Below are 24,603 nucleotides of genomic sequence, written 5' to 3'. Positions count from 1 at the left end.
AGCGCACCTCACTCCCCATAATAAGCCACCCCCACCTGAACGCTGAACAGCTGATCGAGCGCCCCGCCCGCGATGTACGCGTCCTCGGGCTCGGAGTCGAAGTCATAGAAATACCGCGCGTACGACGCCCCGGCGCGCGCCTCGATCCCCGACGCGAGCGGGGCGGCGACCGCGACGCGGAGGTCGACGCCGCCGGCGCTCGGCGCGCGAAAATGAGACGCGAGCGCTCCCATCGAGAGCGGCGCTTGGTAGCCTCCCCCGGCCTCCAGCGCGACCGGGCCGACAGGCAATCGCCCGTCCACGCCCAGGCGCAAGGCGAGGTAAGACACCGACGCTGCGTCGCGCGACGGGTCGCCCGTCGACTCGATATCGAAGTCCGTCCAGCGGAGTCCGCCTCCTGCAAACAGGATCAACCCCCCCTGCCCGGCGGGGCGGTAACGGCCCCGGAGACCGGCGTGGAGCCGGCTCCACGAGGTCGACACGCTCGCTCCCCCGGCGCCCTCCGAGTCGAGGCCGAAGGCGCGAGCGTACGAGAGCTCGACGCCGACGTCGCGGAGCACGGGGATGGCGCTTCGCGCGAGCGGGTACAGCTCGCCCCGAAAGCACGGCATGGGCACGCCCAGCACCTCGTAGGTGCGGAGGTTCTCGGAGAGCAGATCGCTATAGGAGAGCGTGCGACCCGCGATCTCGAGATCGACTCCCGCGCTGAAGAGCGCGGTCCCCGCGGCGAGCGGGCGGTCACCCGCGCCGCGTTCATCGCGCGGAGCGCGCTCGGCGCCGGGCGCCGCGGCCGGCTCGGCGAGCGCGGAGCCTGGCAAGACTGGCAAGAGGAGCGTCGAGAGCGCCGCGCCGAGCAGCGCGGCCGACGAAGAGCGGCGCGCGCGGCGCCGCGACGGACGAGGAGAGACAGGACAGGCGAGCGTGCGCCTTTGCATTGGGCGCGAGCATAGTCGCTCCGGACACCGCGGGTCGAGCGCCGCCTTCGAGGGCAGGAGTCGGCGGCAACACCGTAAGACACGCGCACACGGGATGATCACATCGGCCCCGTGCTCCCACTTGATTCGGCCGCTCCGAGCGCGGCTCCTATCCCGGCGCGGCGGTTTGCCATACGCTCCCTCGACGATGGCGAGATGCGCGCCGCGCACACTGCCGCGCCGCGCACGCTGCACGGAGGGGACCGCCCCCCGTCCTCTGCTCGCGCTCGCCGACGAGGCACCATGGCTGAACCACGAGCTCTCCGCTGGCCCATCGGCCTGCTCTTCCTCGCCTCCTGCACAGGGCAGTTCGGCGATCTCCCAGCGAACGATGATGGCGAGGCGACAGCACCGCTCTGCGCGTCGCTCGAGCCGGGCGAGTCCCCACTCCGCCGCATGACACGCGTGGAGTACGACAACACCATCTTCGATCTCCTCGGCGACGACACCCGCCCTGCGAGGGGCTTCGTGCCCGAGGAGGAGTCGCTCGGCTTCAACAACCAGGCGGCGGCGCTCGTGGTGAGCCCGCTGCTCGCGGAGCAGTACATGACCGCGGCCGAGGGGGTCGCGGCGCGCGCGGCGGGCAAGCTGCTCGGGGAGGCGCCCGCGTGCCGCGAGGCCGCGGCGGGCGCCGCGTGCCGCGGCGAGATCGCGGCGCTCATCGCGTCGCTCGGCAAGCGGGCGTTCCGCCGACCCCTCGCCGAGGACGAGATCGCCGAGCTCGCGGCGCTCTTCGACCGCGGGCTCGGCCTCGGAGACACACCCGACGACGCGTCGACCGGGCTCTCGCTCGTCGTCCAGGCGATGCTCCAGTCCCCCCACTTCCTCTACCGCGTCGAGCTCGGCATGCCGGATCCGGTGGAGGGCGACGTCGTGCCGCTCACCTCCTACGAGATGGCCTCGCGGCTCTCGTACCTGCTCTGGGGCACGATGCCCGACGACGCGCTCTTCGCGGCCGCCGAGCGGGGGGAGCTCGGCTCCGCCGCGGAGATCGAGGCGCAGGCGCGGCGCATGCTGGGCGATCCCCGGGCGCGCGAGGCCGTGAAGAACTTCCACCGCCAGTGGCTCGGGCTGTCGAAGATCGACGAGATCGCCGCGGGCGGGAAGGATCCGAAGCTCTACCCCGAGTACCGGGACGAGCTCCTGCCGCTGTTCCAGACCGAGACCGAGGCGTTCCTCGATCACGCGATCTTCGAAGAGGACGCGAGCGTGAGCACGCTGTTCACGGCGTCCTACTCGATGATGAACCGGGAGCTCGCCGAGCTCTACGGCGTCGAGGGGGGCCCCAAGGGCGAGGCGTTCGAGCGGGTCGAGCTCGATCCGTCGCAGCGCGCCGGCTTCCTGACGCACGCCGGGCTGCTCTCGCTCTACGCGAAGCCGAACCGATCCTCGCCGGTCCACCGCGGCCGGTTCGTGCGCCAGAGCCTGCTCTGCCAGATCCCGCCGCCGCCGCCGGACGTGGTCCCGGAGCCGCCCATGGTCGACCCGACGAAGACGACCCGCGAGCAGTTCTCGCAGCACGTGTCCGACCCCGGCTGCAGGAGCTGCCACACGCTGCTCGACCCGATCGGGTTCGGCTTCGAGCACTACGACGCGCTAGGCCGCTGGCGGGACGCAGAGAACGGCATCCCGGTCGACGCAAGCGGCGAGCTGACGCAGACCGACACCGACGGGCCGTTCGACGGGGCGGTCGAGCTCGCGCACCGGCTCGCGGAGAGCGAGCAGGTGCGCGCGTGCGTCGTGAAGCAGTGGTTCCGCTTCGGCTACGGGCGCGCCGAGCAGCGCGAGGACGCCTGCAGCCTCGCGCAGGCGACGCAGGCGTTCGAGGCGTCCCGCTACAACATCCGCGCGCTGCTCGTGGCGCTCACCCAGACCGACGCGTTCCGCTACCGGCGCGAGATCCACGTCAGCGGCGCCGCGGAAGGCGCCCCCGAAGGAGAGCCGTGATGAAGCCGTTCCGACTCAGCCGCCGCGCCGTGCTCAGGGGCCTTGGGGGCGCGGCGCTCGCGCTGCCGTTCCTCGAGGCGATGGGCTGCTCGAAGCGGCTCGCCCCGGCGTCGGAGGAGACGGGGCGGGCCGCGTTCGGGGTCGAGTTCCCGAAGCGGTTCATCGTGCTCTACACGCCGAACGGCACCGTCCCGCCGGATTTCTGGCCGTCGTCCTCGACGTTCCAGAGCGGCGAGGAGCTGTCGCCCATCCTCGCCCCGCTCAAGGACCACACAAAGGATCTCTTGGTCCTCGGCAACGTGAGCGCGCTGTCGGCGCTGACGGGGCCGGGCGACGCGCACCAGAAGGGCACGGGGCAGTGCCTGACCGCGCGGCCGATGCAGGAGGGCGACTTCCCCGGCGACGCCGGGCTGTCGTGCGGCTGGGCCGACGGGATCTCGGTCGACCAGGAGATCGCGAACCACATCGGCACGAAGAACAAGTTCCTCTCGCTGGAGCTCGGCGTCCTCGTCTACGGGGCGACCGTGGGCGCGCGCATCGCGTACCGCGGCCCGGCGCAGCCGCTGCCGCCCGAGAACAGCCCGTATGCCGCGTTCGACCGTCTCTTCTCCGACCTGTCCGTCGCGCCGGAGGCGGCGACGCGGAAGACGGAGCAGCGGAGGGCGGTGCTCGACAGGGTGGCCGCCGATTACAAACGGCTGCAAGGACGCCTGGGCGCCGCGGATCGGGAGAAGCTCGCGGGGCACCTCGCGTCGGTGGAGGACATCGCGTCGCGCCTCGATCGCAGCGTGATACCGACCTCCGAGGCGTGCGCGGCGCCGACGCTGACGCCTGACATCGACCCGGACAAGGTCGCCAGCATGCCCCAGATCGCGAGGCTCCAGCTGGATGTCATGGCGATGGCCCTGGCCTGCGATCTCACGCGGGTCGCGAGCCTCCAGTTCACGAACTCCGCGACGACGAAGGTGCTGAGCTTCCTCGGCGCCGACATCACCGAGGGCCACCACCCGATGGCGCACAACGGCTACGCCGACCCGGCGAACCGGCAGCGGCTCATGAAGATCAGCCGCTTCTACGCCGAGCAGCTCGCTTACCTCATCACGAAGCTGAAGAGCATGCCGGAGGGGGACGGCTCGGTGTTCGACAACACGGTGATCTTCTGGACGAACGAGCACGCGGACGGCAATCACCTGCGCCAGAACATCCCGTATGTGATCGCCGGGAGCGCAGGCGGCCACTTCAAGACGGGCCGCTTCGTCTCCCAGCAAAAGCAGGTCGGGCACAACGACCTGCTGGTCTCGCTCCTGCAGGCGACGGGCGTCGACACGGAGACGTTCGGCGATCCGCGCTACTGCACCGGGTCGCTCACGGGGCTGACCAGCTAGAGCGACAAACAGGGTAAAAGTGGTATAAATTCAGCCACTTGCAAAACCCAACGGTCCTCCAGAAAAAGCGCCAAGGACAAGGGAATGCAGAAGAGAAGAGAAACCGCAAGGACGCAAGGACGCAAGGACGCAAGGTGCGCAACAGATGAGAGGTGAGATAGTTTCCTCTCTTCCCCTTGCGCCCCTTGCGTCCTTGCGGTTTCTCTTCTCTTCTGTTGATTTCCCCGACACTCTAATGTGATAGGTGTTCTAGGGGCCGTTCATGAGGAGGATACCGGCCGACAAAGCCCCGGCGACGACCGCCCCGGCGCCGGTGAGCCATACCCACGCCGGCGTCGCGCCGGACTTCTCGGTCGGCACCAGGCCCACGGTGACGCCGCTCAGCGCATCGTCCCGGATCAGGATCGCGGCCTGGTAAGGCACCTTCCCCGGCGCCGTCACCCTCACCACGTGACGGCCGCTCGGCACCATGCCCTCCCACTGCCATTCGCCAAGGAACTCGCCGTCGAGCGCGAGGTGATCGCCCGGAGAGGCAAGGATGGATAGCTTGCCTGCACGGGTCTTCCGCGCCAGCCGGACGTCGAGCGCCAGCTGGGCGCCAGGGGCCACGCTCTCCACGCGGACATGCTCCTTGAAGCCCGGCTTGAACACACGGATACGCCTCGATCCAGCGTCGACGAACACCTTGCCCGAGAGCGGCGTCTTCCCGATCGGCGCGCCGTCGATCGTGACCTCCGCGTCCCGCTCGCTCACGACGACGTCCAGCTGGCCGACAAGGGCCCTGGCGTTCCGCTCGACCTCGGCGATCGTCGCCCAGTCCTCCGGGAGCAGGGCGCCGCGGTCCTCCTGCCTCAGCCTCTCCACCAGCGCAAGGAGCTGGCTGTACCGGTGCATCTTGGACGTGCACGCGATCATGTTCCAGAGGAGGCGCGCGTCCTTCGAGCTCTCGTACGCGCCCTCGAACTTGAGGAAGGCGCCGGCGAAGTCGCCATTGCGAAAGAGCGTCTTCCCGAGCTCGTAATCGGCCCTGGCCGCGCCGCTCAGCCCCTCGGCGAGAGGCGCAGCAGGGGCCTTGCCCGGCGCAGGCGACGTCGGCGCAGGCGACGTCGGCGCAGGAGCGCTCGGCGCAGGGGCCGCCGGCGCAGGGGGGGCTTGCTGCGCTGCCGCGCCGCCGGCCGCGGTCAACGCCACGATGGCGACCGCTGGCGCGAGCCCCCTCGCCAGGCGGCGTGAACGCATCGGCGCCTCGCCTGCCCCCTCCAGGAATGCGCGGTGGCGGGTGGTCGTCAACTTTGCCCGAGAAAGATCACAGGGAGACGGGGAGACAGGGAGATTTACCAAGTCGTTTCTCCCTGCCTCCCTGCCTCCCTGTTCAAATTGGACCAGTACCCGGCGACGCCGGTCGGAGTCCGGTGATTCCTGTCTCATGGGATCGGCATATTCCTACAGATTCGTCTCTCCGGGCGCGGACGTCGCCTTCGGCGTCGCCGGCGCGCTCGTCGTCGAGGGCGCGCGCTGGCCCTGCAGCGCCGGCCTGGGGGGCGCCGCAGCGGTGGCCGGCGCGACGACCGGAGAGGCCGACGGCCGCTGCGGCGGCGTGGCGCCTCCGCCCGCTGGCTGCGGCTCCGGCGCGATCAGCGGGTCCGCGCCGCGCGCCGCGGCGTCCTGCCGCGCGCGACGCGGCGCCGTGTCGTCCCGCGAGGCCGCCGCGGCGGCGTGCAGCGCCGCTTCCTCGGGCGCTCGTCCGGACAGCGCGACCGCGCCCCAGAGGACGAGCGCGAGCACGGCGATCACGACCGCCCCGAGCGCCACCCCGAGGATGCCGCGCGAGGCGGGCGGCGCCGGCGTTCGCGCGAGCCCGCGCGCCGTGGGCAGGAGGCTCACCATCGCGCCGGACGGGGCGCTCGGAGGGCCGCTCACGGGCCGCGGCGGCGGCACAGAGCCGGCCGACGGCGACGCCGCGGGCGCCCCCGCCCCGAGGATCCGCGCGGCGCGCTCCGCGCGCTCCTGCCCGCCCGCCGGAGCAAAGGGCGCCAGCGCGCGCGCCAGATCGGCCACCGTCTGCGGCCGCCGGGCCGGATCCTTCTGGAGGCAGTGGAGGATCACGGCCTCGATCTCCGGCGGGATGTCGCTCCGGAGCGCGGTGGGCCGGATCGGCTCCGCCGTCGCGACCTGCAGCACGAGCTCGGCGAGCCCCGGGGCATCGAACGGCGGCTGCCCCACCAGCAGGCGGTAGAGGAGCGAGCCGAGCGCCCAGACGTCGGAGCGGGCGTCGACCGAGCGCGACGATCGCATCTGCTCCGGCGACATGTAATTGGGCGAGCCGAGCATCTCCCGCGTCTGCGTCAACGACCCGCCGGCGCCCTCGGTGCTGCCCGGCACCTCCTTCGAGACCCCGAAGTCCAGGACCTTGATGAGCTTCGTCCCGCCGGGCGTCGTCGTGAGGAAGAGGTTCGCGGGCTTGAGATCGCGGTGCACGATGCCCGCGGCGTGCGCCTCGGCCATCCCCACGCAGGCCTGCAGGACGTAGTCGGCCGCCTCCACGACGCCGAGCGTGCCGCGGGCGCGGAGCACATCGGAGAGATCTTCGCCCTCCAGATACTCCATCACGATGTACGGGACGCCCGAGCCGTGCTCGCCGACGTCGAATACCCGCACGACGTGCTCGCCCTTGAGGCGAACCACCGCGCGCGCCTCGCGGAGAAACCGCTGCACGAGCGCCGGGCTCTCATCGCTGAGAAGGAGCTTGATCGCGACACGGTGCGGCAGGAACAGGTGGCTGGCCGCGACCACGATGCCCATGCCGCCGCGGCCCAGGACGCGATCGACCCGGTACTTGCCGGCGATCACGTCTCCTTCGACGACAGGTACCTTCATGAGAGCTCCGCGCTTCACGCCCGGCCACGGGGGCGTGCCGCCATCCGAGCCTGCCGTGGTCGATGGTAGCACAGGTGACCCCCTGATGGTCCAGGGGTGGGGGCGCGCAGGCGCCGCGCGGCTCGCCGCTCGCCGAGCCGCGATCGTCCTCAGTCGGTGATCATCTCGTATTGCAGCATCGTCCCGCACGCCGCCGCGAAGTAGCCGAGGAGCAACATCATGTCCACGCCCGGCCCGAACGCGGTCATCTTCGCCGAGGAGAAGAACGCGAACAGGATGTCTCCCACGGCCATGAGCGCGCAGCCCGCGAGCAGCGCCCCCCAGATCGCCCAGACCTTGCCGCCGCGGAAGGCGCGCGTGATCCGCAGCATCACCAGCGCGGGGACGAGCGCGATCAGATCGAGGACGGGATAGGCGACGTTGATCGACCGCTCGCCGAGCGGCACCGGCGCGCGCGCGATCGGGGCGAGCACGGGATAACCGGCGAGCGCCAGCGCCACCGCCGCGCCCGCGGCGATGCCGAGGTGCTCGCGCGCGCTGCCGACGGGGAAGCCGGACGCGCGGTACACGAAGACGAAGCGCACCGACGCGGCGATCAGCAGCGCGTACCCGAGGAGGAACGCGGCGTCCGCGATCGACGGCAGCGGCGCCGGCGCGCGCGCGACGAGCGGGTAGTACACGAGCCCGACCTGGCCCAGGGTGAAGAGCGCGAGCCACGCGCCGAGGAGGAACCACGGGCCGCGCGCCGGGTTGTCGCGCTCGAGGCGCGCGGCGCTGCGCAGCCCGAAGACGGCGCCCACCGCGAGGCACGCGAGCCGCACCAGCGACCCGACGGCGTCGACGACCGGCGTGGGCAGGAGCCGCTCCGAGAGCGCGGCGGTGGGCGGCAGCAGGCGCGGCAGGTACACCGCGCACACGATCGCCACGACCACCGGCGCGAAGCGGCGAACGGGGACTCGCGTCATCGGGCTCCTCCATGCGCGCCGATCGCGGCGCGCGCCTCGTCAAGGATCCGCTGGGTCTTGTCGCGCCCGACGAACACGTTGAGCCCCGACGCGACCGCGGCGAGCAAGCGCTCGACGTCCGCGGGGGAGAGGCGCCCGTGCTTGAAGCCCAGCTTGTCGGCCTGGCTGCGCACGGCCGCGCGCGCCATGTTCTCGCCGAGATACGGCGTGAGCACGTGCACCAGCCTCTTGATGACCTCGTCGGCCGGGAGCATCGCGCTCAGGTTCCGTGCGCGCGGCTCAACGCATCACGCGTGCTCTCCATGCGGGTGCCGCAAGGTAGCCTGCGCCGCGCGAGCGGATCAATCATCGGGCGAAGACCGGTCGGTGGGCGGAAGCCGCCCCCTCCGCGAGGGCGACGCCGAGTCGAACGGGACGAGCGCTCGCGGACTGCAGCGCTGAAGAGACCGCTCTGTCGATCGACGGCAGGGATCGAGCATCGAAATACCGTCGCTTTTCCAGGAGAGTGAACAAATCTGGGTTCTATGATCGGACCTGCGCGCGCAACGTGACTGTATCTTGCAAATCTTGCAAGATGCAGTGGGGACGCCGCTGAGCAAAACGGCCGCGCGACTAAGAAAAGACTCTTGACTTTGTCCCCCTATTTGTATGAATAGCTTAATCCCCCTTGGCGGTCCGGACCGTTCTCGACCGGGCGCCGCAGTCGGTTGCAGGATCGCTCAAGGGCCGGCTAAGAGGGTGGTTACTGCCGGGATTGCTTGCTTTTTGCGGCTGCGCGTCCGAGTTGTTCTTGCTTTCTCTGAGTTGATGCTCGGCCCCATCACACGGGGTGTTCGCATGTGAGCATCTGTCCGACAAACATCGTGATTGCCAGGCATGTGGTCGGCGCAGGCCCGCGGTTGCACCCGTGATCACCGGGATCACGAGCACGCTGGCCGGAAATTTTGAACATTAACCAAGGGCTCGGAGGGCTCGCGGGCGTCTCGATGGTTCACAAATCCATTTCGAGCAAAGTCCCACGAATCAACCGGTCCGATCATGGAGAAATCTTAATGCGCATCGTTCCCTTACTTGGCTGCTTATCCGCTTCGGTCGTGTGCGGCTTGCTGGCATGCAGCGTTGAGCCCATCGCGGACGAGGACATCGACCTCATGGACTCGGCGCTGGAGAGCGCGGATCGCTCGATGTCGGCGAATGTCGCCGTCACCTCGGACTGGGGCAACGGCTACTGCGCGAACGTCACGGTGAAGAACAACACCCGCAGCCCGGCGACCACGGGCTGGAGCGTGGTGGTGGGGCTCAACGGCTCGACGGTGAGCAACGCGTGGAACGTGAACACCACGTCGTCGAACGGGCAGTTCACCGCCACGAACGTGACCCATAACGGAGCGATCGCCAAGGGCTCCACGACGGAGTGGGGGTTCTGTGCGAACGGCAGCGGGCGGCCGTCCGTCGCGTCGGTCACCGGTAGCGGCGGCACGATCGACGGCTCGAGCACGTCCTCCTCGTCGAGCACCACCTCGAGCACCACCTCGTCGACCACCTCGAGCACCAGCTCGGGCGCGGGTGGCGCCGGCGGCAGCGGCGGAGCGGGCGGCAGCGGCGGCTCCGGCGGCTCCGGCGGCAGCGGCGGCTCCGGCGGCGGCAGCACGTGCACGTCACCCAACCAGCAGGTCTGCGCCAACCAAACTGGCACCCACTGCGGCTACACCTTCGAGTACTGGAAGGACTCAGGGAGCGGGTGCCAGACCAACACGGCGACCGGCTTCAACGTAGACTGGAACAACATCAACAATCTTCTGGGTCGCAAAGGCCTGAGGCCCGGCTCGAAGAATCAGATCGTCACCTACTCGGCCGACTACCGGCCGAACGGCAACTCCTACCTGGGCGTCTACGGGTGGACGAAGAGCCCCCTCGTGGAGTATTACATCGTTGACAGCTGGGGCACCTGGCGTCCGCCGGGCGGCGAAGGGTTCATGGGCACCGTCACCAGCGACGGCGGCACCTACGACATCTACCGGACCCAGCGCGTCAACCAGCCTTCCATCGAAGGCAACAAGACGTTCTACCAGTTCTGGAGCGTCCGGCAGCAGAAGCGTACGAGCGGGACCATCACCGTCGCCAACCACTTCAACAAGTGGCAGAGCCTGGGGATGAACATGGGGAGCCTGTACGAAGTCTCGATGGTCGTCGAAGGCTACCAGAGCAGCGGCTCTGCCAACGTGAACGTGTCGATGAAATGAGCGCTGGGTAGGCGGGCCAACCGCACCGGCTCACGCGCACCAGCGCGAGGCCTGAACCGCCGAGGCGCCGAGATCTCTCCCGGCGTCCTCGGCGGTTCGGAGCGATGCTCTCTTCCGTCGAAGTCTTTAGTGGGCGCGAGGTTCGTGGGATACGGACTCAGCGCTCGCCCTGCTCGCCGCGCAGGAAGGCCAGCGCCGCGCGGGCGAACGGCTCCTTCCATTCACCGAAGATGGGGCCGTGTCCGCTGTTCGGCAGGAGCCACAGGCAGGAGCTCGGGATAGCGCGGTACATCTCCAGCGCGATCTCGGCCGGGTAGAGGGGATCGCGGTCGCCGTTCACGATCATCGTGCGCGCCGTGATGGTCGACAGGTAGGGCGGCGTGAAGTTCATGTCGTCGTAGCTGTCCGCGAAGCGGCGCGGCTGCCTCCACAGCGCTCGGATCTGCGCGTCGCCGAGCGCGTGGCGGCTCCTCATGTCCCGCCATTCCTCCTCCGATCGGCCCTCGTCGGAGACGCTCCGCATGATCGCCCTGGCCTGCTCGGGGAAGTACGGCGTCGCGGACACGAGGACCATCGACTCGACGCGCTCCGGCTGCTGCGTGGCGAGGTGCAGGAGGCACTTTGCACCGAAGCTGAGGCCGATGGCCCGGAACGCCTTCACCCCCAGGTGATCGAGGAGGGCGAAGACGTCGGAGGCGCACTGACGAAGGGTCAGAGAGCCCGCCGGGTTTGTCGAGCGCCCGTGGCCGCGCAGATCGGGGGCGATGACCGTGTGCTCGCGCGCGAGCTCGGCGAGGTCGAACACGTGAGCCCAGTCGCCGCCCGCGCCGGTGAAGCCGTGGAGCAACACGAGCGGCGCCCCGTCGCCGCGAGTTTCATAGTACATCTCGATGTCGTTGATGCGCGCCGTGCGCCCGATGGACGTCGCTGTCGCCATTCGCTCCTCCGATCGCTCGACCGCGGCCAATCCGCGGCCGTTCGCGCACGATCTGTAAGCGGGGCGCTTCGCTCTTGATAGCTGTGCTCTTCGGGCGTAGAATGCCACTCGGTCGTTGAGGGGACGGCTGTCTCGCGTGTCATGCGTAACGCGTCACCCGCCGGCGACGCGCGCACGGAGCTGAACAGGCATTCAGCGTCCACGCTCCAGGCGGCGAGGCGCGCTCGTCAGCCGCCGAGGAAATGGCGCAGGAGCTCGTCCGCCTCGCGGACGATGCGCGGGATCGAGGCGACGAGCTCGTGACCGTCATCCACCTCGATGAGCCGGACATGCCGCTTCCCCGCGGCGAATGTCCGCGAGAGCTCGATGTCCACCACCTCATCGCTCCGGCCGTGGACGATCAGCGTGGGCACCCGCACGTCCGGCCAGCCCCCCGAGCGCTCATCCACCTCGGCCGCGTCGACGGCGAAGCCGAAGTCCACCCGGGCTCGCCGCTTCTCCGCGTAATCGTCGACCTCGATCCACCCTCGCTCCTCCCACGCCCGAAAGCCCTCCTCGCCCAGCCGCGACCGCCATCGCTCCATGATCCGGAACGCGGGCGCGAGCAGCACCAGCGCGCACACCCGCGCGTCCTCCTCGGCGACGCGGCACGCGGTGAGGCCGCCGAGGCTCGATCCGAACACCACGGCCCGGTCGCGCTCGCCGCCGATCGCCTGCTTCACGGCGCCGATCATCGCGCGGAGGCGCAGGCGCTCGAGCGACGGGACCCGCAGGTCGAGCCGCTCGACGGCGACCCCGCGCCCCTCGAAGTGCGCGGCGATCCGGACACCCTTTGTCGAGCCAGGGCCCGAGGCGAAGCCGTGCAGGTACAGCCAGCGCGGGCCGGCGGCGGAGGGCGGTGTCGTCGTGCTCATGCGGCGAGGAGCCTAGGACGGGCGCGCGGCGAGCGACAGGCCGCGCCGCGCGCGCCCGGATGCGGTATGACGCGGCCGAGAGACGCCATGATCCGCCCCGCCTCCGCCGCCGACATCCCCACCATCGCCCGCCTCATCCGGATGCTCGCCGAGTACGAGCGGCTCGCGCACGAGGTCACCTTCGATGAGAGAGAGCTAGAAGCGCACCTCTTCGGCCCGAAGCCAGCCGCCGAGGTCGTCCTGGCCGAAGCGGAGGGGACCGCGGTCGGATTCGCCCTCTTCTTCCAGAGCTTCTCCACCTTCCTCGGGAAGCCCGGGATCTACCTCGAAGACCTCTTCGTGCTCCCCGATCACCGCGGAGGAGGTCACGGCAAGGCCCTGCTCGTTCACCTCGCCAAGCTCGCGGTGGAGCGCGGCTGCGGGCGCTTCGAGTGGTCCGTGCTCGACTGGAACGAGCCGGCGCTCGGCTTCTACCGGAAGCTCGGCGCGAAGCCCATGGACGAGTGGACCGTCCACCGTGTCACGGGCGAGGCGCTCGTCCGGCTCGCGCAGGGCTGACGCCCTCGCGACGGGCATTGCTCGCGGCGGCGCACCGGAGCACCACCGGCTGCTGCTGGGGCAGCAGCGACCGCGACCCCTCGGCGCGCTCGCGGCCCGATCGCGCAGGGCGCGCCGTTCACTCGGTCACCGCGCGTCCCGGTGCCGTGGTACGGATGTTGCAATCTTCAGAGTGAGAATCGAACACGCCGCGTGTGCTGAACTCGGCGGCGCGACTCCTGGACTCGGTCGCGGCATGCCCTAAGGCTCATCGTGCATGAGCGAGAGTCCACAGCGCCCCTCCAGGGCCGCCGCACGGGCCGAAATGTCTTCCAACAACCTCACCGGGCTCGGCGTGCTGCGCCACCGGAGCTTCGCGTTCTACCTCGCGGCGAGGCTGCTCTCCGCGGTCGCGGTGCAGATGCAGAGCGTCGCGATCGGCTGGCAGGTCTACGCGCTGACCGGCGACGTCTTCGATCTGGGCCTCATCGGCCTCGCCCAGTTCGCGCCCTTCTTCGCGCTGATCCTCTTCGCCGGCCAGGCGGCCGATCGGTTCGACCGGCGCCGCATCATCACGGGCGGCCTCGCCGTGGAGCTGCTCTGCTCGCTCTTGCTGCTCGCGTTCACGGTGTCGGGCCTGACCGTGGTGTGGCCCGTGTTCGCGGTGCTGGTGCTGTTCGGCAGCGCGCGCGCCTTCATGATGCCGGCGCAGCAGGCGATCTTGATGAACCTGGTGCCCCAGGAGAGCTTCAGCAAGGCGGTCGCGCTCAGCTCATCGAGCTTCCATGTCGCGGTCATCGTCGGGCCGACGCTCGGCGGGCTCCTTTACCTCGCCGGGTCGAAGATCGTGTATTCGATCGTCGCGGCGCTGCTCCTCGTCTCGCTCCTGCTCATGAGCCTCGTGCGCGCGGCCCGGCAGGCGAGGCGCGCCGAGCCGACGTCGTGGAGCGCGGTGCTGGAGGGGCTGCGCTTCGTGTGGTCGAAGCCGGCGGTGCTCGGCGCGATATCGCTCGACCTGTTCGCGGTGCTGTTCGGCGGCGCGGTCGCGCTCCTGCCCGCGTATGCGCGCGACGTGCTCCACGCCGGCCCGACCGGCCTCGGCCTGCTCCGCACGGCGCCGGCCGCGGGCGCCGCGATCACCGCCGGCGTCCTCGCCTTCCGGCCGATCACGCGCCAGGTGGGCCGCTGGATGTTCGGCGGCGTCGCGGTGTTCGGGCTCGCCACCATCGGCCTCGGGCAGACCCGGAGCCTCACCGTGGCGCTCATCGCCCTGTTCCTCGTCGGCGCAGGCGACATGGTGAGCGTCTATATCCGTCACATCCTCGTGCAGTTCGAGACGCCCGACTCCATCCGAGGGCGGGTGAGCGCGGTCAACGCGGTGTTCATCGGCGCCTCCAACGAGCTCGGCGAGTTCGAGTCCGGCCTCACCGCCAGCTGGTTCGGCCTGCTGCGCGCCATCTTCATCGGCGGCAGCGCCACCGTCGTCGTCGCGGCGCTGTGGGCGCTCGGCTTCCCCGTGCTCAGCCGCATGGACCGGTTCCCGCACGCGAAGCGAGATCCCGAGGAGAGCGCCGGCGCGGAGGGGACGACCGAGGCGACCGCGACGACGTGAGGCGCGCCAGGCCGGGTTCAGGCCAACACGGCGAGCAGCTGCGCGATGAGGATCTTGCCGATCATCGCCAGCGGATACACCAGCGCGTACGCGACGTACGTGTCCTCGGAGCGCTGGGACAGCTCGAAGGCCGCCTCCAGCGTGGCCGGCTGGGTCTGCAGGCCGCTCGCGCCTCCGAGCGCCGCCACGACGCCCGCCCCGCCCCAGCGCCGCATCAGGACCAACGCCAGCGCGCTTGTCGTCACGGTGACGCAGGCGCCGATCGCGATGATGGCCAGGCCCTCCCGGTTCATCAACCCCGCGAGCTTGCCCCCCGCGTTCACGCCGACCCCCGCCAAGAACAGGAGCAGTCCGATCTCTCGCAGGCTCAGGTTGGCCTCGTGCGGCAGCACCCACATCAGCTTGCCGGTCCGCCCCAGGCGACCGAAGATCAGCGCGGCCACGAGCGGCCCTCCGGCGGTGCCCAGCGTAACGGACGTCCCGAAGAGATTGATGGGCACCCGCGCCAACAGCAGGCCGACGCAGAGGCCCACCGCCAGCGCGACGTAATCGACATCGATCTCGCGCTCCGAGTCGCCGAGGAAACGGCTCAGCTCGCCCAGGCGCTCGACGGGCGCCACGACGCGAAGGCGGTCCCCCAGCTCCAGGCGGAGCTCGTCGGAGGGGATCAAGTCGAGGTCGGCCCGGCGCAGGCGCGTCACCTGGGCGTTGAAACGGCGCGCGAGGTCGAGCTCCCCCAGCGTGAGCCCGACGAACTCGCGCTTCGAGACAAGGACCCGACGCATGTCGACCCTGTCGCGGCGCAGCTCCAGGCGCTCGCTCGAGACCCTCCCGAAGAACTCGATGGCGGATTGAATCGACGCCAGTGTGCCGACCACCGTAATCACGTCACCCGCGTGAAGCACCGTATACTTGTTCGGGACCGAGTCGACCTCACCACGCCGGAGGCGGGAGACCACGACCCCGAACTCGTCGCGCACGCGCAGCTCCCCGATCGAATGTCCCAGCACGCGGGGGTTCGTGACCTCGATGCTCCTCGACTCGATCGCGACGCGCGACGCGGCTTGCCGCGCGACCTCGCCGGCGAGCTCGTCGCGGCGCCACTTCGCGAAGCCACGTCCGAGCAGGAGCGCCCCCAGCACACCCGCCGGGTAGGTCAGCGAGTAGGCGAGCGCGGGGGTCGCCTCGAGCGCGGTGCCGGCGAGCCGGCTGCTGACGGCGCCGAGCGCCGGTGTATTCGTCAGGGCCCCGCAGAACAGGCCGGCGATCTGCGCGCGGTTCAACCCGAAAAGCCAGCCTGCGACACACGCGAGCAGCGCCCCCGCGACGAGCGCCGCGGCGCACGCCAGGTTCATCCCCAAACCGCGGCTGCGCCACGCGGCGAAGAAGCCGGGAGCGCTGGTGAGGCCGACACAGTACACGAACAGCAGCAGGCCGAGCTCCTTGATCTGCGGCGCCAGCTCCAGCTCTCCCAGAGGGTGCAGCCAGGCGCTGAGCCCCAAACCCGCGAACAGGACGCCGGCCATCCCGAGCCGCAAGCCGCGATACTCCAGCCGACCGAGCATCAGCCCGAGCAGGATGACGGTGAAGAGCAGGAGCAGCTCTTCTCTCGCAAGGAGCTCGTACAGGCCGGTCATGGTGTTCCTCTACAGCCTCCCGAAGCCGTGCACCAGCCGAAGCCCGCTCCTCCGCGAGGCGTCTCCCGCGAAGCCGCGGCTTCACGTCGGAGCGTGCGCGAGCTCCCGCCGCGCCGTCTCGCCATGTCGTCACCACGAGCGACAAGGGCTCGACCTGGAACGCTCAGCGGCCGCCCCCCTGCGCGAGCAGCGCGCTGGCGCTGACCTCTACATGCGCTGCTCGACCCGGGGCGACCCCCTGCCCGACGACACGATGCGGTCGCGCCGGATTGTCGCGCTCCGCGGCTTCCCCTACCCTGGCGAGCGTCTGTCGGGGGCAGCGCACGTCGGGAGGTTCTCTGATGGATTCGCAGGAGCGGTCCACAACCGGTGAGTTCGAGTTCGACATCGGGGTGTTCAACCTGGATGAGCGCGGCCTGGACGCGCAGCCCTTCGGGATCATCCGGCTGGATCGCGAGGGCACGGTGCTCTCCTACAACCTCTACGAGGAGCGCCAGGCGCGCCGGAAGCGCCAGGATGTAATAGGCAAGAACTTCTTCACCGACATCGCGCCCTGCAGCCGGGTGCAGAAGTTCCACGGCCGCTTCCTGGTCGGGGTCGAGCAGCGCGAGCTCAACGCCACCTTCGGCTTCGTATTCCACTTCCCTCACAAGACACGGCACGTCGACGTCTCGCTGTTCTACAGGGCGGCCGCGCGACAAGAGGACGATGCGGTCTGGGTGATCATCCGAGGTTGAGCGGCGCGGACCGGGCCGGCGTCGCGCCGCGGGCCGGCCCTACTCCGAGCGGAGCGCCTCGATCGGGTCGAGCCGCGAGGCGCGCCAGGCCGGGTAAAAGCCGAAGACGACGCCGATCGTGACCGAGAGGCCGAGGCCGAGGAAGAGCGACCAGGGCTCGACCTGAAACGCCCAGCGGCCGACCAGCTTCGCCAGCAGCGCGCCGGCGAGCCACGAGAGGGTGAGCCCCGCGAGCACGCCGAGCACGCCGCCGAGCAGCGAGACGGCCGCCGCCTCGCACAGGAACTGCAGCAGGATCGCTCGAGGCGAGGCCCCGACCGCGCGGCGGATGCCGATCTCCCGCGTCCGCTCGGTCACGGTCACCAGCATGATGTTCATGATGTTGATGCCCCCCACGACCAGCGCGACCACGCCGGTGCTGAGCAGCAGCATCTTGATGATGTCGAGCACGAGCCGCTCCTGGCCGTGGCTCTCCTTGTCCTCGATCTTGAAGTTCTTGACCCCGTGATGGCGGCGCTGGAGCGTCGCGTCGATGACGCCGCGGAGCGCGGCGAGCGGCGTCCGCACGGTGACGAGCGGATCCTGCCGGACATACAGGCGGTCCGTCCCGTGCGACGGCGCGTAGAGCGCGTCGTAGGTGGTCTCCGGGACGAGGACCTTGCGGTTCCAGATGTTCGTGTCGTCCGTGGAGCCGAGGATCGGCCGGTCCCGGAGCACGCCGACGATCGTCCACACGTGCCCGTCGGCCGTCATGTGGAGGGGCTCTGCCTGCGTGGCCCGCGCTGGAGGGCCGCCGAAGAGCTCCGCCCAGACCTCGTGGCCGACGACGCACACGCGCCGCCGCGCCGCGAGATCCGCCTCGACGAGGAACCGGCCCGCCGCGAGCTCGAGGTCGTAGAGGGCCGGCGCCGCCGGCACGGCGCTGACGAGGGAGATCCGCTTCTTCTTGCCGCCGGCGCGGGCCTCGGTCGAGCGCACCGACTCGCTCAGGGCAGAGGCGCCGCCGAGGGCGCGCGACGCGGCGAGCGCGCGGGCGTCGTCCCGCGAGAGATCGCGCCGGGTGCGGCGCCGGTCCTTGACGCTCACCTCCGCGGGGTAGACCTGGATGAGATCGGCCTCCACGGCCTGCTGGCTCGCCCGGAGGAGCGCCTCCTCGCCGCCCGCGAGGAGCGAGGCGAGCAGGACGATCGAGCCGGTGCCGATGATGATGCCGAGCAGCGTGAGCGCGGCGCGGGTCCGGTCGGCGACCACGGCGCGCGCCGAGTGGAGCAGGTCGTCGAGCCTCATCGCCGCATCGCCGCCACGGGGTCGAGCCGGCCCGCGCGCTGGGCCGGCAGCCACCCGAAGACGACACCCACGCCGGAGGAGACCACGAGCGCCGCGATCACGGCCGACGTGGAGACCGCGCCGATCCAGCTCGGCGTGAAGCGGCGGATGATCGACGAGGCGAGCTCGGCCGCGGCGGCGCCGCCGAGGACCCCGAGCAGGCCGCCGAAGCCCGACAGCAGCGCCGCCTCGGCCAGGAACTGGGCGCTGATGTCGCGCGGCGACGCCCCGAGCGCCTTGCGGATGCCGATCTCGCGCACGCGCTCGGACACGCTCACGAGCATCATGTTCATCACGCCCACGCCGCCGATGAGCAGCGCGACGCCCGCGATGAGGCCGACGATCGCCTTCATCACGGCGAGCATGGACTCGAATTTCTGCATGATGCTGCTGAAATCGAAGAGGGTGAAGTCGTCGACGCCGTGGTGGCGATCGACGAGGAGCGCGTTGACGATCCGCTTCACCGGGTCGTTGTTGCGGACGTCATCGGTCTTGATGACGAGGAGCGCCGCGGCGCCCGCCCCCTTCTCGACGTCCGCCACCGTGTCGATCGGGGCGACGAGGAGGTCGACCCAGCTGAAGCCGAAGTTGACGCCCATCCGATCGGCGTCGGCCAGCACGCCGATGACGCGGCAGCGCAGGCCCCCGACCGTCACCCACCGGCCGATCGGGTCGCCGCGCCAGAGCCGCGCCGCGAGCTTCGGGCCGGCGACGCAGACCCGGGCCCGGCGGCGGTCCTCCTCGTCGGAGAACGCGCGGCCGCGGGCGACGGGCATCCGGAAGGCGTCGAGGAAGCCGCTGTCGGCCGCGACGAGGTCGGTGCGATCCTCCTTGCCCTCGTCGGAGATGACGTCGCGCGAGCCGAGCATCGCGTACATTGTGTGCTCGGCGACGTGCGGGACGCCGCGCGCGAGCCGATCGCGATCCTTGCGGGTGAAGCCGGTGACGTACATCGTCTTCTTCCGCTCGGCGCGCTCCGGCTCCTTCGGGGCGACGAGGATGAGCCGCGCGCCGCCGAGCTGCTCGATGCCGCGGCCCAGCGTGAGAAGGCCGCCCTCCGCGAGCGAGGTCATGAGCACGATGGCGAAGGCGCCCAGGGTGATGCTGAGGACGGTCAGCAGCGACCGCAGCTTGTGCGCCGAGAGGGCCTTCGCGGCGATCCCGAGGTAGGCTGTCCACCTCACATCTTGGTCTCGTTCTCGGCCGCGGAGGGCGGGTTGATGAGCACGCGGGCCCCCTCCGGGACGCCGTTCACGATCTCGACCTCGCGATCGTTGCGCGCGCCGAGCGCGACCTCGACCTTCTCGGTCGTCTGCTTGCCGTCGGGGCCGTCGACGACGCGCGTCACGAGCTGCTTGCCGCCCTCGTCGGACACCGCCTCGATCGGCAGGGAGACAACGCCCGGCCTGCTGTCGAGCCGGATGCGGACGTCGGCGGTCATGCCGGGCTTGATGAGGCCGTCGATCTGGGTGAGCTCGGCCTCGACCGGGAAGACGTCGACCTCGCGGCCCTGGAGCTTCACCGAGGCGGGCGCGATCTTTGTGACCCTGGCCGCGTACGTCTTGCCGGGGAGGGCGTCGAGCGTGAGGGTCGCCGTCTGGCCGAGCGCGACCCTGGCCACGTCGATCTGGTTGAGGTCGACCTTCACCACGAGCGTCGAGAGATCGGCCACGGTGAGCAGCGGCTTGCCTTCGAAGGTCGACTGCACCCCCGGCGTGACGACCTCGCCGGGCTCGATGTTGCGCTGGATCACGGTGCCGTCGAGGGGCGAGGAGATCTTCGTGTACCGGAGCCGGTCCTTGGCGGCGCTCAGGGCGACCTCGGCGAGCCGGATGGCGATGGTCTTCTCGGCGAGGTCGTGCTTGGCCGTGTCGAGCTCCTGCGAGGCGACGACGCTGGCCTCGACGCCGGCGGTCCGCTGCGCGACGACGCGCTTGGCGAAGCCGGCGGCGGCCCTGGCCTGGGCGAGCTCGGCCTCGGCGCGGGCGACCTCGCGCTCGAAGTCGGTGGGGTCGAGCACGAGCAGGAGCTGGTCCTTCTGGACCCGCGCGCCCTCGTCGGCGTGCACCTCGGTGACCTCGCCCGCGACCTTGGACTTGAGCTCGACCTGCTCGCGGGCCTCGATGCGCCCCGTCTCCAGGATCTCGACGGCGAGGTCGCCGCGCTTGGCGGTCACGACGAGCGCGGGGTCGATCGGCGCGGGGCCGGAGCCGGCCTTCGCGAGGACGACAGCGCCGCCCCCGGCGAGCGCCAGCGCCCCGACGAGCCACGGCCAGAGGCGCCGCCGCCTGCGGGCGCTCACGAGAGGCCTCCGGGAGGCGACGACGGCGGTCCAGCAGGCGACGACGGCGGTCCGGCCGGCGACGATGAGACGTCGGCGCGACGGCCGCGAGGGCCGGTGTCCTCGACGATGGCGCCGTCCCTGAAGGTGACGACGCGGGTGGCGTAGTCGGCGATCGAGCGGTCGTGGGTGACGACGACGACCGTCATCCCCTGCGCGTGCAGGGCGCAGAAGAGCTCCATGACCTGCCGGGTGGTGGCGGAGTCGAGCGCGCCGGTCGGCTCGTCCGCGAGGAGGAGCGGCGGCTCGTTGACGATGGCGCGGGCGATCGCCACGCGCTGCTGCTGGCCGCCGGACAGCTGGTTCGGCAGGTGGTGCGCCCGGTCCTCGAGGCCGACGCGCGCGAGCGCGCGCGCGGCCCGCGCCCGCCGGTCGGTCGGTCGGACGCCGGCGTAGACCATCGGCAGCTCGACGTTCGCGAGGGCGCTGTCGCGCGGCAGGAGGTTGAACGACTGGAAGACGAACCCGATCATGCGGTTGCGGAGCTGCGCGAGCTCGACCTCGTCGAGCTCCTCGACCGGCTCATCGTCGAGGAGGTAACGGCCGCCGGTGGGGCGGTCGAGGGTGCCGATGACGTTCAGGGTCGTCGATTTGCCGGACCCCGAGGCGCCCATGATGGCGACCATCTCGCCCCGCGAGAGCTCCAGCGAGACGCCGCGGAGCGCCTGCACCTCCACCTCGCCCATCCAGTAGACCTTGGTGATCGCGTCGAGCTTCACGAGTGGCGACATGCGGGGTTCTCGGGAGGCGTCAAAATCTGTCCGGGACGTTCGCCACGGGCGCGCTCGGGGACCTCCGAGCGCGCGCCGTGAAGATGAGCCGACCCCTAGCACTCCTTGCGGAAAGTTGCCCCGGATCAGCAGAAAAACCGCCATGACGCTAAGACCGCCAACAGGAGCGGGGACGGGCCGCCCCGGCGTTCCCCTCTCCTATTTCCCTGGTTTCTTGGCGCCCTTGGCGTCATGGCCGTCCGCTTCCCGGGCCGACTTCCCGCAGCGGACGAGATGCGCCTGCGCCGCACCACCATGCATTGGAATTCAGCCACGTAGCTCGCGATTCCCAGGGCGGCGCCCCAGGCGAACGACGATGGCGAGCCAATCGGAGCGCACGGGCGAGTCGCGCCTATGGAACGCATATCGGAGCGGACGCCATCTTACAGGATCACCGCCTCTTCCGCAGAACACACGGTCTCCAGCGGTCTGTCCATGTGAAAGCGGGCCATTCGAAGGGAGTGGGGGCGGACACCACGCGTCACGGAATGACACCATTGCTGTCGAGACTCCCGGTCATCGCGTGCGCGCCGGATCGGGTCGACGTCTGGTATCGTGTCTCCTCTATGCGCTCACCGCTCCTCCCGCCCCTCGTCCTCGCCGCCCTGCTCCTTCCCGCGTGCAGCTCCACGCCTCCGGACGAAGAGGTGGACAGGCGGATGCGCTTCGAATCGCCCGAGGCGACGGTCGAGATAAACACCGCGCCCTTCGCGCTGCGCATCCTCGACGCCGACGGCAAGACGGTGCTCGCGACCGCGACGGGAGCCGGCGACGGCGCTTACGGCGGCCCTGCGGCCACGGTCGACGAGGGCCCCCGCGGCGCGAAGATCCTGCCTGGCTGGGATCGCTACACGCCCGTCGAAGACCCCTGGCGGCGCGTCGGAAACGCGAGGGTCCGCGCGGAGCGGATCGACGGTGTCGTGCTCGAATTCGCGGGCCGCGGGCTCTTCCTGACGCTCGACGTATCGCTGAAGGGCCCGCGCGTCCGCCTCGAGCTCGACGCCCGCGAGGCCGAGGACGAGGCGACGCCGGGCACGCTGAACAAGACGAGCCTGTCGTTCGCGCTTCGCCCTGACGAGCACTTCTACGGCCTGGGCGAGCGCTTCGCGACCGTCGATCACCGGGGCCAGTCGCTCTACGCGTGGGCCGAGGAGGGCGGCCTCGGCCAGGGCGAGGAGACGCCCGAAGGGCCGGGCAACCCCTATCCGAACGGCCCGTCGATGACCTATTTCCCGGTCCCGTTCTTCGTCTCGAGCGAGGGGTACGGCGTCTTCGTCGACACCACGTTCCGGAGCGAGGTCCACCTCGGCAGCGAGTCGAGCGACGCCTGGCGGACGGCGGTCAACGCGCGTTCGTTCGCGACCACCATCTATGTGCGATCCGAGCCGCTCGCGGCGATCGCCGATTATACCGAGGACACCGGGCGCCCACCCGTCCCCGCGCCGTGGGTGTTCGGCCCGCGACGGCGCGTCAACCGAGGGGCGATGGTCGAGGGGGTCGACGAGTACCTCCTCATGCGCCAGCGCAAGATCCCGATCACCGGGATCGACGACGCCCTCCATTTCCTCCCCGCGCTCTCCCATGTTGGCGTCGAACCCGACGTGGCGCAGTGGACGAGCGACCTGCACGCCGCGGGCTACAAGGTCATGGCGTACAACAACCCCTACGTCGCCGAGAGCTCCCCGAAGGCCGAGGGCGACTACACCTATGGCAAGGACCATGGCTACTTCGTGAAGGGTCCGGACGGCGAGCCCTCGCTCACGTCGTTCATCTCCGGCAACCCCCTCACGGTGGCCGCGATCGACCTCACGAACCCCGAGGCCGTGGACTGGTACAAAGGGCTCCTGCGCCGCACGCTCGACCTCGGCTACGACGGCTGGATGCACGATTTCGGCGAGTACACGGCGTACGACGCCGTGTTCCACGACGGCCGTCGCGGCGACGAGGTCCACAACGAGTTCCCGGTCCTGTCGGCCCGCGCGGCGCACGAGCTGCTGGAGAAGGAGCGCCCCGGCGATTACCTCTTCTTCGTGCGCTCGGGGTACCGGGGGACCCAGGCGCTCGTGCCCGCGGTCTGGGGCGGCGACGCCGAGGCGACCTTCGACGAGACCCAGGGGCTGCCGTCGGCGGTGCGCGGCGGGCTCAACCTGTCGATGTCGGGTGTGCCCTACTGGGGCAGCGACATGACGGGGTTCAAATGCATCACCGACGCTCCGAACGACAAGGAGGTCTTTCTCCGGTGGGTAGAGTTCGGCGCCGTGTCGCCGATCATGATGGAGCAGAACGCGTGCTCCAACCCGGTCCTGAAGAAGACGAAATGGAGCCTGTGGAATGACCAGGAGACGCAGGACGTCTATGCAAAATACGCCCGGCTCCACACGCGCCTCTTTCCTTATTTCATGACGCTGGCCCGGGAGGCCGCTGGCAGCGGGCGACCGCTCACGCTGCACCCATTCTTGCTCCACCCGCGCGAGCCGGCCGCGTGGTCCGTCGGGGATGCTTATTACCTCGGCCCGGCCCTCTACGTGGCGCCGGTGGTGCGGCGCGGCGAGACCACGAAGAAGGCGTGGCTGCCGCCCGGCGCCATGTACGTCGATCTCGACGATCTCACCGTCCTCGCCGGCGGCGGCGAGCGGATGATCCCGGCGCCGCTCGAGAAGCTGCCGCTCCTGCTCGTCTCGGAGCAGATCCTCCCGCTGCTCGACCCGAGCATCGACACGCTGGCCAGCGCGACCGACCCATCGGTCGTGACGCTCGATCAGGTGAGCGATCGGCTCGACGTGCTGGTGGCGCTCCCGCCCGGCGGGCGCGCGAGCCTGACGCTCGCCGACGGCACCGTCCTCGAGGCGTCGCGCGCGGCGGATCAGGGGAATCCGGGCGCCCTCGCGAAGGCGAGCGCCGCGACAATCGACGCGTGCGCGTCGTGTTTCCTCGCGACGCGCGAGGGCGATGTGGAGCGCCTCCGCGCGACTTCGGCGCTCGCCGCCGGTTCGGAGCTCGTGATCGAGGATGTCACGCTCACCGTGAAGGGCGGCCCCGCACGCCGGGTGCGCTGGGACGTGCTGAGGATCGCGCCGTGAACGCCGCGAGCGCGCCGCGCGCCTGGCGAGCTGAGCACGGATCTCTCCTGTCGTGTAGATAAGAGGAAATCCGCGAGACCGTGATTTCGGAAGATCCGATCAGGCGCGATCGCGCAGGGTGGTGCGATCCTGCTCTACCACGCGCTCCAGGGCGCGGAGACCCACTCACAGTACATTCAGGACGCGAAGCAGCAGGGGGACCAAGAGCTCGCCTCCTTTTTCAGCGAGGTCCAGCAGGAGGAGCTGCGGCTCGCCGAGCGCGCGAAGCAGCTCCTCGGACAGCGGCTGAGCGGAGGGCGCCAGGGCCAGGGAGGAGCCCGC

19 protein-coding genes are annotated in these 24,603 nt (G+C 70.3%); 7 read left to right on the top strand and 12 right to left on the bottom strand.

The window, feature by feature from the left end:
• Positions 1-8 precede the first annotated feature (8 nt).
• Entirely contained in the window at positions 9-935 is a 927-nt protein-coding gene (locus WME90_RS05910; RefSeq protein WP_437280091.1) for a hypothetical protein, read from the bottom strand.
• A gap of 282 nt (positions 936-1,217) precedes the next feature.
• Here WME90_RS05910 and WME90_RS05905 point away from each other — a divergent pair, with 282 nt between their 5' ends.
• Together WME90_RS05905 and WME90_RS05900 are read left to right on the top strand one after the other, a co-directional pair.
• Positions 1,218-2,921 carry a DUF1592 domain-containing protein gene (locus WME90_RS05905; RefSeq protein WP_437280090.1) on the top strand — a complete coding sequence of 568 codons (1,704 nt, stop codon included), beginning with the start codon at positions 1,218-1,220 and terminating at the stop codon, positions 2,919-2,921.
• Positions 2,921-4,306: a DUF1552 domain-containing protein gene (locus WME90_RS05900; protein ID WP_437280089.1), complete on the top strand. Its 1,386-nt coding sequence runs from the start codon at positions 2,921-2,923 to the stop codon at positions 4,304-4,306. Before WME90_RS05905 ends, WME90_RS05900 begins: the two co-directional genes overlap by 1 nt.
• Before the next feature lie 249 nt (positions 4,307-4,555).
• On the opposite strand, the gene WME90_RS05895 is transcribed toward WME90_RS05900, so the two are convergent.
• From WME90_RS05895 to WME90_RS05880, 4 genes are all read right to left on the bottom strand, one after another.
• Entirely contained in the window at positions 4,556-5,545 is a 990-nt protein-coding gene (locus tag WME90_RS05895) for a PEGA domain-containing protein (RefSeq protein ID WP_437280088.1), read from the bottom strand.
• Between the two features lie 204 nt (positions 5,546-5,749).
• Entirely contained in the window at positions 5,750-7,183 is a 1,434-nt protein-coding gene (locus WME90_RS05890; RefSeq protein ID WP_437280087.1) for a serine/threonine-protein kinase, read from the bottom strand.
• Between the two features lie 149 nt (positions 7,184-7,332).
• Positions 7,333-8,148 (bottom strand): hypothetical protein, encoded by an 816-nt coding sequence (locus WME90_RS05885; protein ID WP_437280086.1) that lies wholly within the window; start codon positions 8,146-8,148, stop codon positions 7,333-7,335.
• The gene (locus WME90_RS05880) at positions 8,145-8,402 is read right to left on the bottom strand and encodes a hypothetical protein (RefSeq protein WP_437280085.1); all 258 of its coding nucleotides are present in this window, start codon (positions 8,400-8,402) and stop codon (positions 8,145-8,147) included. The genes WME90_RS05885 and WME90_RS05880 overlap by 4 nt, the downstream gene beginning before the upstream one ends.
• An 840-nt stretch (positions 8,403-9,242) precedes the next feature.
• Between WME90_RS05880 and WME90_RS05875 the strand changes: the two genes are divergently transcribed.
• Positions 9,243-10,391, top strand: coding sequence for a glycoside hydrolase family 11 protein (locus tag WME90_RS05875; RefSeq protein WP_437280084.1), 1,149 nt, complete (start codon positions 9,243-9,245; stop codon positions 10,389-10,391).
• A 157-nt stretch (positions 10,392-10,548) separates the two neighbouring features.
• Here WME90_RS05875 and WME90_RS05870 read toward each other — a convergent pair whose 3' ends face one another.
• Positions 10,549-11,328: an alpha/beta fold hydrolase gene (locus WME90_RS05870; protein WP_437280083.1), complete on the bottom strand. Its 780-nt coding sequence runs from the start codon at positions 11,326-11,328 to the stop codon at positions 10,549-10,551.
• 227 nt (positions 11,329-11,555) lie between these two features.
• Positions 11,556-12,242: a YqiA/YcfP family alpha/beta fold hydrolase gene (locus WME90_RS05865; RefSeq protein ID WP_437280082.1), complete on the bottom strand. Its 687-nt coding sequence runs from the start codon at positions 12,240-12,242 to the stop codon at positions 11,556-11,558.
• A gap of 87 nt (positions 12,243-12,329) precedes the next feature.
• Here WME90_RS05865 and WME90_RS05860 point away from each other — a divergent pair, with 87 nt between their 5' ends.
• Together WME90_RS05860 and WME90_RS05855 are read left to right on the top strand one after the other, a co-directional pair.
• Positions 12,330-12,800, top strand: a complete 471-nt coding sequence (locus WME90_RS05860) for an N-acetyltransferase family protein (protein WP_437280081.1) — start codon at positions 12,330-12,332, stop codon at positions 12,798-12,800.
• A 304-nt stretch (positions 12,801-13,104) separates the two neighbouring features.
• On the top strand, positions 13,105-14,391 hold the full coding sequence (locus WME90_RS05855; protein ID WP_437283563.1) for an MFS transporter: 1,287 nt from the start codon (positions 13,105-13,107) through the stop codon (positions 14,389-14,391).
• A 17-nt stretch (positions 14,392-14,408) separates the two neighbouring features.
• On the opposite strand, the gene WME90_RS05850 is transcribed toward WME90_RS05855, so the two are convergent.
• Complete coding sequence (locus tag WME90_RS05850; RefSeq protein ID WP_437280080.1) at positions 14,409-16,028, bottom strand: aspartate:alanine exchanger family transporter; 1,620 nt, start codon at positions 16,026-16,028, stop codon at positions 14,409-14,411.
• A gap of 341 nt (positions 16,029-16,369) precedes the next feature.
• On the opposite strand from WME90_RS05850, the gene WME90_RS05845 reads away from it, so the two are divergent.
• On the top strand, positions 16,370-16,765 hold the full coding sequence (locus WME90_RS05845; RefSeq protein WP_437280079.1) for a PAS domain-containing protein: 396 nt from the start codon (positions 16,370-16,372) through the stop codon (positions 16,763-16,765).
• A 39-nt stretch (positions 16,766-16,804) separates the two neighbouring features.
• On the opposite strand, the gene WME90_RS05840 is transcribed toward WME90_RS05845, so the two are convergent.
• From WME90_RS05840 to WME90_RS05825, 4 genes are read right to left on the bottom strand one after another with little or no spacing between them, the layout of a single operon-like run.
• Positions 16,805-18,052 (bottom strand): ABC transporter permease, encoded by a 1,248-nt coding sequence (locus WME90_RS05840; RefSeq protein ID WP_437280078.1) that lies wholly within the window; start codon positions 18,050-18,052, stop codon positions 16,805-16,807.
• A complete protein-coding gene (locus tag WME90_RS05835; RefSeq protein WP_437280077.1) occupies positions 18,049-19,275 on the bottom strand; it encodes an ABC transporter permease in 1,227 nt (408 codons plus the stop codon). Before WME90_RS05835 ends, WME90_RS05840 begins: the two co-directional genes overlap by 4 nt.
• The gene (locus tag WME90_RS05830) at positions 19,272-20,393 is read right to left on the bottom strand and encodes an efflux RND transporter periplasmic adaptor subunit (RefSeq protein ID WP_437280076.1); all 1,122 of its coding nucleotides are present in this window, start codon (positions 20,391-20,393) and stop codon (positions 19,272-19,274) included. The genes WME90_RS05835 and WME90_RS05830 overlap by 4 nt, the downstream gene beginning before the upstream one ends.
• Positions 20,390-21,163 (bottom strand): ABC transporter ATP-binding protein, encoded by a 774-nt coding sequence (locus WME90_RS05825; protein WP_437280075.1) that lies wholly within the window; start codon positions 21,161-21,163, stop codon positions 20,390-20,392. Before WME90_RS05825 ends, WME90_RS05830 begins: the two co-directional genes overlap by 4 nt.
• A gap of 605 nt (positions 21,164-21,768) precedes the next feature.
• Here WME90_RS05825 and WME90_RS05820 point away from each other — a divergent pair.
• Positions 21,769-24,282 carry a TIM-barrel domain-containing protein gene (locus WME90_RS05820; protein ID WP_437280074.1) on the top strand — a complete coding sequence of 838 codons (2,514 nt, stop codon included), beginning with the start codon at positions 21,769-21,771 and terminating at the stop codon, positions 24,280-24,282.
• Positions 24,283-24,603 lie beyond the last annotated feature (321 nt).

The organism is Sorangium sp. So ce375 (assembly GCF_051473855.1).
Lineage (GTDB): Bacteria > Myxococcota_A > Polyangia > Polyangiales > Polyangiaceae > Sorangium.
Note: the sequence above shows the minus strand (reverse complement) of the source record. Positions and strands in the feature narration are given on the sequence as shown.